The sequence below is a fragment of the Pseudomonas sp. TH37 genome (assembly GCF_016650735.1).
Lineage (GTDB): Bacteria > Pseudomonadota > Gammaproteobacteria > Pseudomonadales > Pseudomonadaceae > Aquipseudomonas > Aquipseudomonas farris.
Genome location: NZ_JAEKFD010000006.1, coordinates 118,807 through 133,842, shown reverse-complemented (window position 1 = coordinate 133,842; position 15,036 = coordinate 118,807). Strand labels below are relative to the sequence as shown.

Below are 15,036 nucleotides of genomic sequence, written 5' to 3'. Positions count from 1 at the left end.
TTGTCTTGGCAAGGCTGAAGGTAAGATAGGCAACTACCGGGACGTTTTGACGCATGCAGGGTCAAGATGTCTTGAGCAAGTCACGATAAAGCAGGAGTCATTCGATGGCCCGTATTAGTGTTGAGCGTGCCCACGGCCTGGGTAAGGAAGCGGCCCGCGAGAAGGCCGACAAGTTGGCGCAGAAACTGTCCGAACAGTATGGCCTGGAGCCGCAGTGGTCCGGCGACACCCTGAATCTCAGACGCTCGGGTGTAAAAGGGGCGGTATATGTGGGCGAGGACTCGATCAAGGTCGATGTCGAATTGGGCCTGTTGATGTCCGCCATGAGCGGCACCATCAAATCGGAAATCGAAAGGGCGCTCGATAAAGCACTGACCTGATCCACTTCCATCTGTGGAATGCGGTCCCTGTGGGAGCGAGCCTGCTCGCGAAAGCGGTCTTTCAGTCGACATCAATGTTGAATGTGCCTGCCTCTTCGCGAGCAGGCTCGCTCCCACATTTGTTTGTGGTGCGCCCAAAGGTTTATGTCACTTGTTAGGGTGCCGTTTCTAATTATTCTCACTACTTTGTGCCTGAGCCCGACTCTCTGCGGGCAGTTCCTCGACCCTTCTGCGCGTGAGGTGCACCATGGCCAAAGTTATTTTGAAGAAAAAAGTCGACGTTGAGACTAACGCCCTGGGCGACGTCAAATCGTATGCCCGCAAGATCTGGCTCGCTGGTCTGGGTGCTTACACCAAGGTCGGCCAAGAGGGTAGCGAGTACGTTCAAGAGCTGATCAAAGCTGGTCAAGCTGTTGAAAAGAAAGGCAAAAAAGTAGTCACTGAAAAACTTGAAGCGGCCAATGCCGAGATCGATGAAGCCAAGAGTGAAGTGAGCACTTTCAAAGGCAAAGTCGAACTTCAACTCGACAAAGTCGAAAGGGCTTTCGATACACGTATCGCAAGTGCCTTGAATCGTATCGGCATTCCGTCTAAACATGACGTTGAGACACTCTCTGCTAAGCTCGATGAGCTGACGGCATTGCTCGAACGTGTCGCGCGTAAATCTTAAGGAGAACGGGATGGCTGGTAAAAAGAATACTGAAAAAGAAGGCAGCTCGTGGATCGGGAAGGTCGAAGACTACTCCCGCAAGATCTGGCTGGCTGGTTTAGGCGTGTACTCGAAGATTGACACTGACGGCAGCAAGCTCTTCGATACATTGGTTAAGGACGGCGAGAAAGCCGAGAAGCTCACCAAGAGCGCTGTCGGCAAAAAAGTCGATGCCGCCAAGGACTCCGCTTCGTCGGCCAAGTCGCGCATCAGCGGCGTGAAAGATCGTGCACTGGGCAAATGGGATGAGCTGGAAGGGGCTTTCGACAAGCGTCTGAACAGCGCCATTTCGCGCCTGGGTGTACCGAGCCGCAATGAGGTCAAGGCACTGCACAGCAAGGTCGATACCCTGACCAAGCAAATCGAAAAACTCACCGGTGCCAAGGTTGCGCCTGTTGCGGCGAAAACCGCGGCGGCCAAACCAGCGGCCAAAAGCGTAGCCAAACCATTGGCCAAGGCTGCCGCTAAACCGGCAACCAAAACTGCCGCGGCGAAACCTGCAGCCAAATCGGCCGCAAAACCTGCCGCCAAACCAGCTGCTAAACCGGCGGCCAAACCTGCAGCTAAAACCGCAGCAGCCAAACCTGCCGCAGCGAAGAAGCCAGCAGTGAGAAAACCGGTCGCCCCGAAAGCGGCTGCACCGAAACCAGTAGCGGCTGCTGCCAAGCCGGTAACCCCGGTCAGCACGGCGAACTCCGCCACTGCACCGACCCCTGCTGTAACCCCGACTGCTACGCCGGCTCCATCGACGCCAACCAGTCAGTCCTGATTTCAGGACTAAAAAAACGCCCGGCCTGCAAAGGTCGGGCGTTTTTGTTTTGAAGATTCAAGATTTGGGTCGCTTGTCTTTTGATCTTAATGCTCTTCGAGGTATTGCAACGCCAACCGCTCGGTCGCGACCTTGATCGGCGGCAGCAAGTGCGGCGCCACCAGCATCATGATCTGATACACCACCAGCCTCACTTCACCTTCACGGTCGAGAATCCGCTGATAGTCCAGCGAGAACAGCAACGTCATGGTGATTTGTTCCACCAGCTGCCCCAGCGCCTGGGTGTCACTGACCAACTGACCTTGAGCTTTCAACTGTGCCAGCAATGACGCCAGTGTGCGCTTCAACGCATTGAGCAGGTTGCGTATCCCCTTGGCCAGTTTCGGCAGGCGGCCGGCAAGGTTCGACAGATCCTGGAACAGAAACCGGTAGTGGGCCAGGCGTTCGATGATCAGGTGCAGGAACAGCCAGTAATCGTCGGGTGCCAATTCCACATCGGACGGTGGATCGAGCAAGGGCGTCAGCTCGGCCTGGAAGCGCTCGAACAGCCCGAGGATCAGCGGTTCCTTGCCGTGGAAATGGTAGTAGAGGTTACCCGGGCTGATGCCCATTTCGTTGGCCACTTCCATGGTGGACACATTCGGTTCGCCCTTCTGATTGAACAACTGCAGGGCACATTCGAGAATCCGGTCGCGGGTTTTCATCCAGTCTTCTTAATGGTCGAGTCATGCCACGGCCATTGGCGGCCGTGGTTCGTTGAACGTCAGCGCACGCGCACGTAAGTACCGGGTGCCGCCTCCATCGGTGGATAGTTCTGGTTGCCGAGGGCCATCTGGGTTTCATGTTGTGCGCCGGAGCGTTCCTGAATCCAGCCCAGCCATTGCGTCCACCAACTGCCGTCGACGCGCTTGGCGTCGTAATACCAGGCCCGCGGATCGCTGCTCAGTTTCGGATTCTCGACGTAGTTGGCTTTCGGATTGTGGGGCGGGTTCAGAATGCTCTGCACATGACCGCTGTTGGACAGCACAAAGCGCCGCTCGCCACCCAGCAGCAATGCCGAGCGATACACCGCATCCCACGGGGTGATGTGATCATTCATGCCCGCCACGCTGAAACTGTCGACGGTGACTTTCTGCAGGTCGATCGGCGTGCCGCACACTTCCAGCCCACCCGGATGACTCAGCGGGTTGTGCTTGAAGAAATCCAGCAGGTCGCCATGAAACGCCGCCGGCAGGCGCGTGTTGTCATTGTTCCAGTAGAGGATGTCGAACGCCGGCGGCTCCTTGCCCAGCAGGTAGTTATTGACGAAGTAATTCCAGATCAAATCGTTGGGACGCATCCAGGCAAACACCCTGGCCATGTCGCGACCTTCCAGAACGCCCTTCTGATATGAGCGGCGCTTGGCCGCTTCCAGCGTTTGTTCGTCGGCGAAGAGGGTGGCCGGGCTGTCGATCTGGCTGTCGAGCATGCTGACCAGGTAGGTCGCGCTGGACACCCGTCGTAGCTGCCGCTTGGCCTGCAAATGCCCTTGCAGCGCGGCGATGGTCAGCCCACCCGCGCAGGCTCCCATCAGGTTGACCTCGCGAGCGCCGGTGATCGCCCGGCACACATTCATCGCTTCTTCGGCGGCTTCGACGTAGGACGACAACCCCCATTCGCGATGACGCACATCGGGATTGCGCCAGCTGATAATGAAGGTCTGCAAACCGTTTTTAAGGGCGTACTGGACGAAGCTGTTGCCGGGGCTCAAGTCGAAAATGTAGTACTTGTTGATCTGTGGCGGCACGATCAGCAATGGCTTTGAATACTGTTTTTCGCTCATCGGCTTGTACTGGATCAGCTCCAGAAGCTCATTGCGAAACACCACGGAGCCGGTAGTGGTGGCAACCGTTTTGCCCACCTCGAACGATTGCTTGGTGACTTGTCTGGGCAGGCCGTCGTTATGCAGGAGGTCGTCGAGCAGATGGCCGATACCCCGCACCAGACTGTTGCCGCCGGAGTTGAAAAATTCCTTGATCGCCAGCGGATTGAGCAGGGTGTTGGATGGCGCCACGGCGTCGTTGATCAAGGCAAAGGCGAAGTGGGCGCGGGCACGATCCTCCGGGCTCATGTTGCTTTCGTCGATCCAGCTTTTGACTTCTTTCTGCCAGCTCAGATAGGCCTGCAGGCTGCGGCGATAAAAAGGATTGAGGCTCCACGTCGGGTCGGCAAAGCGACTGTCCTGCGGGTTGGTCGGGTGCAAGGTTTCACCCAACAGTACGCGGCCCAACTGGCCGCCCAGCTTCAAGGCATGCCGGGCCGTATACACCGGATTGCGCAGGCCGTGGGTGGCCAGGCTGCGCAAGGTCGAAAGCAGGTCCCGGCCGCGCAGACCGGTAACCGCACTCTGTGCATTGATGAATGCAGCGGGAGTGGGCAATGAGCCCTTCGCTGGTTTGTCGCGCATGAGTTAACACTCCTTCGTCGTCAGGCCAAAAACAAACACACCCGAACAAAACACCATAGACGCTGTTGCGGGTTGTTGCGCGGCACGGCGTCCTGCCAACTCCTTTTAGTAAACAAAAGCCGGGGTCGGTTAACCGCCCGATGGCGCCGGATGTGGATGCATTACTGCGCGCTGACGTTCCTCCTCAAGAAACTTCATGATGATCGGTGCCACCGCTTCGGCCCGGGTAATCAAAAACAGATGGCCGTCGTCGATGATGTGCAGTTGGGCGTTTGGAATTCGCCAGGCCAACATACGCATGTTGATAAGTGGAATCAGTGGGTCATCGTCGCCGGCCAACACCAAAGTTGGCTGGTTGATCTTGTGCAGCCAGTGAATGCTGGTCCAGCCGAGGCCGGCGAACAGCTGCCAGTAATAACCGAGTTTGCCTGCCGAGCGGACCCTGGCGGCGTGACTGGCAGCCAGGGTCGGATCGCGACGGAACGAGCCGCCATAGATCATTGGTGCGATGCGGATCACATGGGATGGCTGGATGTAGCGCCGTGGGCTGGCCATCATCCACAGCACTTTCGGCTTGCCCGGAACCATCACGGCGCCAGCCGCTGTGGCAGCCAGCACCAGCTTCTTGCAGCGCTCGGGATAGTCATGGGCGAACTGCTGCGCCAGAGCGCCACCCCACGAAACGCCAATCACATTGACTTGCCCGTAATCGAGATAGTCGAGCATTCGCGCCGTGAGTTTCGCCAGGCCCGAAAAGCGATACGGGCGGTTGGGAGTCGATGAGCCGCCGACGCCGGGTACGTCGAAGGCGATGACTTCCAGGTCCGGATCCAGAGCCTGGACGAACGGGAATATCAGCTCCAGGTTGGCGCCGATGCCGTTGAAAATCAGCAAGGGCGTCAAGTGAGGCTTGCCGGGGCGTACCGCGGTGCGGAGGGTCTGGCCATCCAGGTTGACGGTACGAAAGACGAACGGTTGCGGCATGCACAGAGCCCTGTAGGTTTTAAACGCTGATCGAGCCGTCCCGGGCCGTCGCAGAATGTTCGAGGTTGGCCTCGAGAGTAATCGATAGAGATCGCGGCACCTCCCAGTGCCGCGGACTGCGAGTTATTTGAAGCTCAACGTTCATGCACGTAGGTACCCGGCGAAGCTTCGCCCGCGGGATAGGCCTTGTTGCCAAGGTTGGCGGGGGATTTCTTCAGTTTGCCCGAACGCTCGGCCTGCCACGCCTGCCAGTGCAACCACCAGGAATCGGTGTGCTTGGTGGAATTTTCCATCCACTCTTCGGCTTTGACCGGCATTTCGGTGCTGGTCATGTAGCGCGCTTTCGGATTACCCGGAGGGTTCAGAATGCTCTGGATGTGTCCGCTGCTGGACAGCACGAACTCGACCTTGCCGCCGAACAGCTGCGCGGATTTGTAGCAGGACTTCCACGGAGTGATGTGATCGTTGGTACCGGCCAGGGAAAAGATGTCGGCGGTCACCTGCTTGAGGTCGATCGGCGTTCCGCACACTTCCAGGGCATCGGAGCGGATCAGTGGGTTGTTTTTGAACATCTCGATCAGGTCGCCGTGGAACGCCGCGGGCAACCGGGTGGTGTCGTTGTTCCAGAACAGGATGTCGAAAACCGGCGGCTCATTACCCAGCAGGTAGTTGTTGACCCAGTAGTTCCAGATCAGGTCGTTGGGGCGCATCCAGGCGAAAACTTTCGCCATGTCGCGACCTTCCAGAACACCGGCCTGGTAGGAATGGCGCTTGGCGGCTTCGAGGGTCTGCTCGTCGACGAACAGGGCCACATCGCTGTCCAGGGTGGTGTCCAGCACGCTGACCAGCAGGGTGAGGGCGTTGACCTTCTTCTCGCCGATCGCTGCGTAGTGACCCAGCAGGGCGGTGCAGGTGATGCCGCCGGAGCAGGCACCGAGCATGTTCACGTCTTTGCTGCCGGTAATCGCGGTGACGACATCGACCGCTTCCTTGAGCGCTTCGATGTAGGTCGACAGACCCCACTCGCGCTGCTCCTTGGTCGGGTTGCGCCAGCTGACGATGAACGTCTGCACGTTGTTGCGCAGGCAGAAGCGCGCCAGGCTCTTGTCCGGGCTCAGGTCGAAAACGTAGAACTTGTTGATCTGTGGCGGCACCACCAGCAGCGGGCGTTCATGCACCTGCTCGGTGATCGGTCGGTACTGGATCAACTCCAGCACATCGTTGCGAAACACCACTGCGCCTTCGGTCACGCCCAGGCTCTTGCCGACTTCGAATGCACCCATGTTGACCTGGCTCGGCATACCGCCGTTGTGCACCAGATCCTTGGCCAGATGGGAGAGGCCGTCGAGCAGGCTCTTGCCACCGGTTTCGAAGAAGCGTTTGACCGCCGCCGGGTTGGCCGCCGTGTTGCTCGGGGCCATGGCTTCGGTCATGAGGTTGATCACGAAATGACCGCGAGCGACGTCCTTGGGCGACAGGTTGCTGTCATCGATCCACGCGTGAAGCTCCTTGCGCCACGCCAGATAAGTTTGCAAATAACGTTTGTAGAGCGGGTTCTGACTCCACGCCGGGTCAAGGAAGCGACGGTCATCACTTTGCGGTTGAAGCTCGGATTTTCCGAACAGCACGTTCTTGAGTTCGATGCCGAAATGGGCGACGTGCCTGGCGCTGTGGATGGGTTGTCTGATGGCCTGGGTCAGCACCATTCGAGCAGAACCCAGTAGATCCTTTCTACGCAGCCCAACAACAGGATTCAGTCCCAAGGTATTTTCTGAAGCCTGGAATTTCAGGTCATCGTTTTGCTTGTTACTCATCTACGACGCTCCATTGTCCTGAGGCGAGTACCTGAGCCCAGCTGTGTAGTCACACAACAACGCCAGGTACTACTGCTCGGGTGACCGTTAATTGCGCATAGCTACAAATGCACGGAACTTGCCAGCTCCATTGGTTACCCGAGTTTAATTTTTTTCGCAAGCGGGCCAATCGTTGACCCGGCAGCCAAGCATTCAAACAGATGGAATTAGAAAATGCCCTCTAAATAGCCAGAGGGCTGATTTAGAGCATCAGCTTGACGACCGACTCATTCGGATCACGGGTCTTTCCAGCCGCTTTGAGTTCCGCAAGATAATCGTTCCAGAGATCTTCTTGGCGCACTGCCAGCTGGTACAGATATTCCCAAGTGAACAGGCCGCTGTCGTGGCCGTCGTCGAAGGTCAATTTCAGTGCGTACTGACCGGCCGGTTCGACCTTGCTCAGGCCGACGCCGATCTTGCCAAATTGCAGGATGGGTTTGCCGTGGCCCTGGACTTCAGCGGAAGGAGAATGCACGCGAAGGAACTCGGCGGGCAGGTGATATTCCTCGCCGGACGCGTATTTGAGCGTCAGGGTTTTTGAGGCTTTGTGGAGTTTGATGTCGGTGGGGAGTTGGGTCATGGCCGGTCGTCCGTCTATGTGGAACGTTGTGTAGGAGCTGCCGCAGGCTGCGATCTTTTGATCTTCGGCATCAGCCGGAAAAGATCGCAGCCTGCGGCAGCTCCTACAGGTGTTACGTTCTCACAGGAGAGTAGGTGACCTACAGGATATAACGGGAGAGGTCTTCGTTCTGCGCCAATTCGCCCAAGTGACTGTTGACGTAGTCGGCATCGATCAGGATCGGCTTGTCCTCGTGGGTGCTGGCCAGATCACCGGCGCTGAACGACACCTCTTCGAGCAGACGTTCGAGCAGGGTGTGCAGGCGACGGGCACCGATGTTTTCGGTTTTCTCGTTGACCTGCCAGGCGATCTCGGCGAGACGCTTGATGCCGTCCGGCAGGAATTCGATGAGCAGACCTTCGGTTTTCAGCAGTGCACAGTACTGCTCGGTGAGCGATGCATGCGGCTCGCTGAGGATGCGCTCGAAATCTTCCGGGCTCAGGGCCTTGAGCTCGACCCGAATCGGCAGGCGACCTTGCAGCTCCGGCACCAGATCGCTTGGCTTGCTCAGGTGGAACGCACCAGAAGCGATGAACAGGATGTGGTCAGTCTTGACCATGCCCAGTTTGGTGTTGACGGTGCAGCCTTCGATCAGCGGCAGCAAGTCGCGCTGTACGCCTTCGCGGGACACGTCGATGCCACCGGAATTGCCACGCTTGGCGACCTTGTCGATTTCATCGATGAACACGATACCGTGCTGCTCAACGGCTTCCAGGGCCTTGGCCTTCAATTCTTCTTCGTTGACCAGGCGACCGGCTTCTTCGTCGCGAACCAGTTTCAGCGCTTCCTTGACCTTGAGCTTGCGGTTTTTGCGCTTGCCCTTGCCCATGTTGGCGAACAGGCTCTGCAGCTGGTTGGTCATTTCTTCCATGCCCGGTGGTGCGGAGATATCGACGCCGGTCGCTTCGGCCACTTCGATTTCGATCTCCTTGTCATCCAGCTGACCTTCACGCAGGCGTTTGCGGAACAGCTGACGGGTGTTGGAATCCTGGGACGAGGCGGAGTCCTCGTTGCTGAAGCCCATGCGTGCCGGTGGCAGCAAAGCGTCGAGGATGCGCTCTTCGGCGGCGTCTTCGGCGCGGTGACGAACCTTGGTCATTTCCTGTTCGCGCAGCAGCTTGATCGCAGCGTCGGCCAGATCACGAATGATCGATTCGACGTCACGGCCGACGTAGCCCACTTCGGTGAACTTGGTCGCTTCGACTTTGATGAACGGCGCGTTGGCGAGCTTGGCCAGGCGACGGGCGATCTCGGTTTTACCGACACCGGTCGGGCCGATCATCAGGATGTTCTTGGGGGTGACTTCGACGCGCAGCTCTTCGGGCAGCTGCATCCGGCGCCAGCGGTTGCGCAACGCGATGGCAACGGCGCGTTTGGCATCGTCCTGGCCGATGATATGGCGATTGAGTTCGTGGACGATTTCACGGGGGGTCATGGGCATAATAATTGGCGGTCCTCAAGCAAAAGTGAGCCGTGGCACTAGGCCGAAACAGGCTTACTCGGCGAGGTCCTGCTCCTCAATGGTGAAGGTGTGGTTGGTGAATACGCAGATGTCGCCGGCGATGCCGAGCGCTGTTTCGACAATTTCCCGCGCCGACAAATCGGTTTTCTTCAACAGGGCACTCGCGGCAGCCTGGGCGTAGCCGCCGCCGGAACCCATGGCGATCAGGCCTTCTTCGGGCTCAACCACGTCACCGTTGCCGGTGATGATCAGGGAGGCATCTTTGTTGGCGACCGCGAGCATGGCTTCGAGGCGGCTCAGGGAGCGGTCGGTGCGCCATTCTTTGGCGAGTTCGACGGCGGCACGAACAAGGTGGCCCTGATGTTTCTCGAGCTGGCCTTCGAAACGCTCGAAGAGGGTGAAGGCGTCAGCGGTGGCCCCGGCAAAACCGGCGATAACCTGGCCGTGGTAGAGGCGGCGAACTTTCTTCGCGTTGCCTTTCATCACGGTATTGCCGAGCGAAACCTGGCCGTCGCCGCCCATGACGACTTTGCCGTGGCGGCGAACTGAAACGATGGTGGTCAAGGGAGAGTCTCCACGCAGCGGGGCGAAAATGCCTTATGCCAACTCATATGGGGGTGGTGGATCGTTTTTCAACTGTAGGACGCGGCGGGGGACGAGCGGTGTAGGGCAGGTGGAGGAGGCGGTGTCGCTGATGACGCCATCGCGGGCAAGCCCGCTCCCACAGGATATGCGCCAACCCTGTGGGAGCGGGCTTGCCCGCGATGAACGATGACGCGGCTACCCTGTCGGGAAATCAGCGACTCTGGCGTTGTTGTAACAACAGGTTGCTGAAGCCGCTGCCAGCCAGTTGTTTCTGAGCGGTGGTCAGCTGTTCGCGGTTGCTGAACGGGCCGACCAGAACCCGATACCAGGTCTCGTCCTTCACGGTGCCGGATTCAACCGCCACGGCCTGACCCAGCAGAATGATCTGCGCACGCACCTTGTCGGCATCGGCTTCCTTGCGGAACGAACCGGCCTGCAGGAAGAACTTGGTCACCGGCGCAGCTTTCGCCACGGGTGGCGCTGGCGGCGGGGTGATGCCGGCCAATGCCGCTTGAGCCCGGGCCGTGTCGATCTTCGCCGCTTCCGCAGGCGTCACCGGCGTGGTCGGAATGGCCGGCACTTGTGGTGTCGGCAGGGTTTTCTCCGGCACCGCGTCCGGCGGCACGATGACTTCCGATTCCGGCAGCAAAGTGTAGAAGTCGTACTTCGGCTTCACCGGTTGCGTCGGGCTTGGCGGGGTCTTGTTGGCCTCGGCGATCTTGGTGGCTTTCTGCTGTTCGATCTTCTCGCGCTTGACGGTATCGCTGCCCTTGCCCGGCTCCAGCTTCATCAGGAATACAATGAACGCACCGACCGTCAGGCCGATGGCCATCCACAGCCAGCCCGGGATCGGTTGCTTTGCAGGAGCTTGGTAACGGCTGGCGCCACGCTTGGGTGCAGGTTTTTTCTTGGCAGCCAACTTACATACGCTCCAGAGTTTCCAGACCCAAGAGTTCCAGGCCTTGCTTGAGAGTGCGGCCGGTCAGCGCGGCGAGGCGCAGGCGGCTCTGCATTTGCGCCGGGGTGTCGGCGCCGAGGATCGGGCAGTTCTCATAGAAGCTGGAGAACAGGCCGGCGACATCGTACAGGTAGGTGCAGAGGATGTGCGGCGTGCCTTTGTCGGACACGTTATTCAGAATTTCGCCGAACTGCGCCAGTTTCGCCGCCAGCTCATGTTCGTGCGCGGCTTCGAGGACGATCTGTCCTTCGACTTCGCTGAAATCCTTGCCGAGTTTGCGGAACACACCGGCCACCCGGGTGTAGGCGTACAGCAGGTATGGCGCGGTGTTGCCTTCGAAGTTCAGCATCAGGTCGAAGTTGAAGCTGTAGTCGCTGGTGCGGTGCTTGGACAGGTCGGCGTATTTCACGGCGCCGATGCCCACGACCTTGGCGATGTTGCGCAACTCGTCTTCGGCAAGCGTCGGGTTTTTCTCTTTCACCAGGGTGTAGGCGCGTTCCTGGGCTTCGGTCAGCAGGTCGATCAGCTTCACGGTGCCGCCGTCACGGGTCTTGAACGGACGGCCATCGGCGCCGTTCATGGTGCCGAAGCCCATGTGCTCCATTTCCATCGGGTGCGTCACAAAGCCGGCCAGGCGCGCGACCTGGAACACTTGCTGGAAGTGCAGGGCCTGACGCTGGTCGACGAAGTACAGCGCACGATCGGCCTTCAGCACGCCGCTGCGGTAGCGCACTGCCGCGAGGTCGGTGGTGGCGTAGAGGTAGCCGCCGTCAGCCTTGACGATGATCACCGGCAGTGGGTCGCCATCGGCGTTCTTGAACTCGTCGAGGAATACGCATTGAGCGCCGTTGCTTTCGACCAGCAGGCCGGCGGCCTTGAGGTCGTTGACCACATTGATCAGGTCGTCGTTATAGGCGCTTTCACCCATCACGTCGGCCATGGTCAGTTTGACGTTCAGCAGTTCGTAGATTTTCTGGCAGTGCGACAGGGAGATGTCTTTGAACTTGGTCCACAGCGCCAGGCAGTCCGGGTCGCCGGCTTGCAGCTTGACCACCAGGCCACGGGCGCGATCGGCGAATTCTTCGGACTCGTCGAAGCGTTGCTTGGCGGCGCGGTAGAAGTTTTCCAGGTCCGACAGCTCATCGCTGGTGATCGGGTTTTCCTGCAGATAAGCCATCAGCATGCCGAACTGGGTGCCCCAGTCGCCAACGTGGTTCTGGCGGATCACTTCGTCGCCGAGGAATTCCAGAACCCGGGCCACGCCGTCGCCGATGATGGTCGAACGCAAATGGCCGACGTGCATTTCTTTGGCCAGGTTCGGGGCCGACAGGTCTACCACGGTGCGCTGCACCGGGCCGGCCTTGCGCACGCCGATGTGGTCGTCGGCCAGTGCCGCGTCCAGGCGGGTCGCCAGGGCTTGAGTGTTCTGGAAGAAGTTCAGGAAGCCAGGGCCGGCGATTTCGGCTTTGGAGACGTTCTCGTCAGCCGGCAGCGCGGCGATGATTTTCTCGGCCAGGTCGCGCGGCTTCATGCCCGCAGGCTTGGCCAGCATCATGGCGATGTTGCTGGCGAAGTCGCCGTTTTTCTTGTCACGGGAGTTTTCCACCTGGATCGCCGGCGACAGGCCTTCAGGCAACACACCTTCGTTGACGAGTTGGGTGATGGCTTGTTGGATCAGCTGGCGAATGGTGTCTTTCATGGTGTTCTCTGTCGACCGCAAGCGCGGCGGCGCTTCGATGCGCTAGTGGAAAAACTGGGTATTATCCGTGGCGAAGACGGGCTTGCCAACTATAGCGGGCAGGTTATGGATATGTGGTGACAATTCGGCCGCCTTCGCGGGCAAGCCCGCTCCCACAGGGTAAGTGGTAGGACATAGAGCATGTGAACAACGCAAATCCCTGTGGGAGCCGGGCTTGCCCGCGATAGCGATCTTGAATTCAATACAAATCGACCGGATCGACATCCAGCGACCAACGCACCGCCCGCCCACTCGGCATCTGCTCCAAAACCAGCAACCAACTGCTCAGCAAACGATGCAGCGGCGCCCGGGCCGTGGCTTGCAGCAACAACTGTGCACGATATCGCCCGGCTCGGCGCTCCATCGGCGCAGGCACTGGCCCCAGCAACTCAATACCGGTCAAGTTCTGCTCGGCCAGCAAACGTTCGGCCTCACTGCAGGCCTCATCAAGAAAACCTTCGGCTTGCCCCGGTTTATGCGCTTCGGCCCGCAGCAGCGCGAGATGCGCAAACGGCGGAAGCCCTGCGGAGCGGCGTTCGCTCAACGCCTGTTCGGCAAAGGCGAAATAGCCTTGCTCAGTCAGTTGCACCAGCAGTGGATGGTCTGCCAAATGCGTCTGGATGATCACTTTGCCCGGCTCTTCGGCCCGCCCCGCGCGCCCGGCGACCTGGACGATCAATTGCGCCATGCGTTCGCTGGCGCGGAAGTCGCCGGAGAACAGTCCGCCGTCGGCATCCAGAATCGACACCAGCGTTACCCGAGGGAAGTGGTGCCCTTTGGCAAGCATCTGTGTGCCGACCAGAATGCATGGCTGGCCTTTCTGAATGGTGGCGAACAGTTGATTCATCGCGTCTTTGCGTGAAGTGCTGTCGCGGTCGACTCGCAGCACCGGGACGTCTGGAAACAGAATCCCCAGGCGTTCTTCGGCGCGCTCGGTACCGGCGCCCACGGGTCGCAAATCGACCTTGCCGCACTTAGGGCAGTGGCGGGGCACGCGTTCAACGTAGCCGCAATGGTGACAACGCAGTTCGCCGGAGCGCTGGTGCACGGTCATTCGCGCGTCGCAGCGCTGGCATTCAGACATCCAGCCGCAGTCGTGGCAGAGCAGCGTCGGGGCGAACCCTCGGCGGTTGAGGAACACCAGCACTTGCTGGCCGGCGGCCAGGGTCTGACCGATGGCTTGCTGCATCGGTCCTGAAATGCCGCTGTCCAGCGGGCGACTTTTCACGTCCAGACGCAGGAAGCGCGGTTGCTTGGCGCCACCGGCCCGCTCATTCAGGCGTAAGAGGCCGTAACGACCGGTGTAGGCATTTTGCAGGCTTTCCAGCGAAGGCGTGGCGGATCCGAGGACAATCGGGATGTTTTCCTGCCGGGCGCGGACCAGCGCCAGGTCGCGGGCGTGGTAGCGCAGGCCTTCCTGCTGTTTATAAGAGCCGTCGTGCTCTTCATCGATGATGATCAGGCCAGGGTTCTTCATTGGCGTGAACAGCGCCGAACGGGTACCGATAATAATGTCGGCCTCGCCATCCCGTGCCGCCAGCCAGGCTTCCAGGCGTTCGCGGTCATTGACTGCCGAGTGGATCAGCGCGATGCGCGCATTGAAGCGCTGCTCGAAGCGCGCCAGGGTTTGCGGGCCGAGGTTGATCTCCGGGATCAGCACCAGGGCTTGTTTGCCGGCCTCGAGGGTTTCGCGGATCAGCTGCAAATAGACTTCGGTCTTGCCGCTGCCGGTGACGCCGGCCAGCAGGAACGCGTGATAACTGTCGAATCCGGCGCGAATCGCTTCGTAGGCGGCGCGCTGCTCCGGGTTGAGCGGCAATTCCGGTTGCGCCAGCCAGTGTTCGTGGCGCACACCGGGCGCGTGCTTGCGGATTTCTACTTGCACCAGATCCTTGGCCAGCAACAGATCGAGGCTGTCCTTGCTCAGCATCAGTTTGCTCAACAGCTGATGAGCGACGCCATGGGGATGCTGGGCCAGGGTTGCCAGGGCCTCGCGTTGACGCGGGGCACGAGCGATGCGCGGGTCATCAAGGCTGGCGCCGGGCGCGGCGGACCAGAAGCGTTCCTGGCGTGCTTCGGCCAGTTCACCCTGACGCAATAATACCGGCAGTGCCCAGCTCAACGTGTCGCCGAGGCTGTGCTGGTAATACTGAGAGGTCCACAGGCACAGCTTGAACAGCGCGGGCGGTAGCGGCGGCGTGACGTCGAGCAGCGCCAGGGCCGGTTTGAGCTTTTCTGCCGGTACTTCGCTGGTGTCGGTGACCTCCACCAGAATCCCGATCATCTCCCGCCGACCGAACGGCACCCGCAAGCGCATGCCCGGGTGCAACTGGGCGCGCAGGACTCCGGCCGGGGCACGGTAATCGAACAGGCGGCGCAGGGGCGAAGGCAGGGCGAGGCGCAAAATGGCGTTGGGCACGCGATTGTTTTCTCGATGAGAGGGCGATGAAGAAGGCCGGGAGCCTAGCAGACGACTGGTTTAAGCGACAGCTTGCGTGATTGCAAAGGTCTGGTAGAATCCGCGGCCTAATTA

13 protein-coding genes are annotated in these 15,036 nt (G+C 59.7%); 3 read left to right on the top strand and 10 right to left on the bottom strand.

Annotated elements, in window-relative coordinates:
* Positions 1-104 precede the first annotated feature (104 nt).
* The 3 genes from JFU11_RS17070 to JFU11_RS17060 all read left to right on the top strand — a co-directional run bounded on the left by JFU11_RS17070 (position 105) and on the right by JFU11_RS17060 (position 1,858).
* A complete protein-coding gene (locus tag JFU11_RS17070; RefSeq protein WP_030129232.1) occupies positions 105-380 on the top strand; it encodes a polyhydroxyalkanoic acid system family protein in 276 nt (91 codons plus the stop codon).
* Positions 381-627: 247 nt separating this feature from the next.
* On the top strand, positions 628-1,050 hold the full coding sequence (locus JFU11_RS17065) for a phasin family protein (protein ID WP_007899266.1): 423 nt from the start codon (positions 628-630) through the stop codon (positions 1,048-1,050).
* Between the two features lie 10 nt (positions 1,051-1,060).
* Positions 1,061-1,858 (top strand): phasin family protein, encoded by a 798-nt coding sequence (locus JFU11_RS17060; RefSeq protein WP_201061457.1) that lies wholly within the window; start codon positions 1,061-1,063, stop codon positions 1,856-1,858.
* 86 nt (positions 1,859-1,944) lie between these two features.
* Here JFU11_RS17060 and JFU11_RS17055 read toward each other — a convergent pair whose 3' ends face one another.
* From JFU11_RS17055 to JFU11_RS17010, 10 genes are all read right to left on the bottom strand, one after another.
* On the bottom strand, positions 1,945-2,562 hold the full coding sequence (locus tag JFU11_RS17055) for a TetR/AcrR family transcriptional regulator (protein ID WP_048396070.1): 618 nt from the start codon (positions 2,560-2,562) through the stop codon (positions 1,945-1,947).
* A gap of 59 nt (positions 2,563-2,621) precedes the next feature.
* Positions 2,622-4,304 (bottom strand): class II poly(R)-hydroxyalkanoic acid synthase, encoded by a 1,683-nt coding sequence (gene phaC / locus JFU11_RS17050; protein ID WP_123721591.1) that lies wholly within the window; start codon positions 4,302-4,304, stop codon positions 2,622-2,624.
* Between the two features lie 129 nt (positions 4,305-4,433).
* A complete protein-coding gene (gene phaZ / locus JFU11_RS17045; RefSeq protein WP_030129227.1) occupies positions 4,434-5,288 on the bottom strand; it encodes a poly(3-hydroxyalkanoate) depolymerase in 855 nt (284 codons plus the stop codon).
* A gap of 134 nt (positions 5,289-5,422) precedes the next feature.
* Positions 5,423-7,102 (bottom strand): class II poly(R)-hydroxyalkanoic acid synthase, encoded by a 1,680-nt coding sequence (gene phaC, locus JFU11_RS17040; protein ID WP_123721590.1) that lies wholly within the window; start codon positions 7,100-7,102, stop codon positions 5,423-5,425.
* 241 nt (positions 7,103-7,343) lie between these two features.
* Positions 7,344-7,721, bottom strand: a complete 378-nt coding sequence (locus JFU11_RS17035) for a DUF971 domain-containing protein (protein WP_019581848.1) — start codon at positions 7,719-7,721, stop codon at positions 7,344-7,346.
* A gap of 139 nt (positions 7,722-7,860) precedes the next feature.
* On the bottom strand, positions 7,861-9,201 hold the full coding sequence (gene hslU / locus JFU11_RS17030; RefSeq protein WP_123721588.1) for an ATP-dependent protease ATPase subunit HslU: 1,341 nt from the start codon (positions 9,199-9,201) through the stop codon (positions 7,861-7,863).
* 54 nt (positions 9,202-9,255) lie between these two features.
* Entirely contained in the window at positions 9,256-9,786 is a 531-nt protein-coding gene (gene hslV, locus JFU11_RS17025; protein ID WP_007899242.1) for an ATP-dependent protease subunit HslV, read from the bottom strand.
* Positions 9,787-10,018: 232 nt separating this feature from the next.
* Positions 10,019-10,726 carry an SPOR domain-containing protein gene (locus JFU11_RS17020; protein WP_030129222.1) on the bottom strand — a complete coding sequence of 236 codons (708 nt, stop codon included), beginning with the start codon at positions 10,724-10,726 and terminating at the stop codon, positions 10,019-10,021.
* A gap of 1 nt (position 10,727) precedes the next feature.
* A complete protein-coding gene (gene argS, locus JFU11_RS17015) occupies positions 10,728-12,464 on the bottom strand; it encodes an arginine--tRNA ligase (RefSeq protein ID WP_052965061.1) in 1,737 nt (578 codons plus the stop codon).
* A 238-nt stretch (positions 12,465-12,702) separates the two neighbouring features.
* Positions 12,703-14,922: a primosomal protein N' gene (locus JFU11_RS17010; protein WP_201061454.1), complete on the bottom strand. Its 2,220-nt coding sequence runs from the start codon at positions 14,920-14,922 to the stop codon at positions 12,703-12,705.
* Positions 14,923-15,036: the final 114 nt, after the last annotated feature.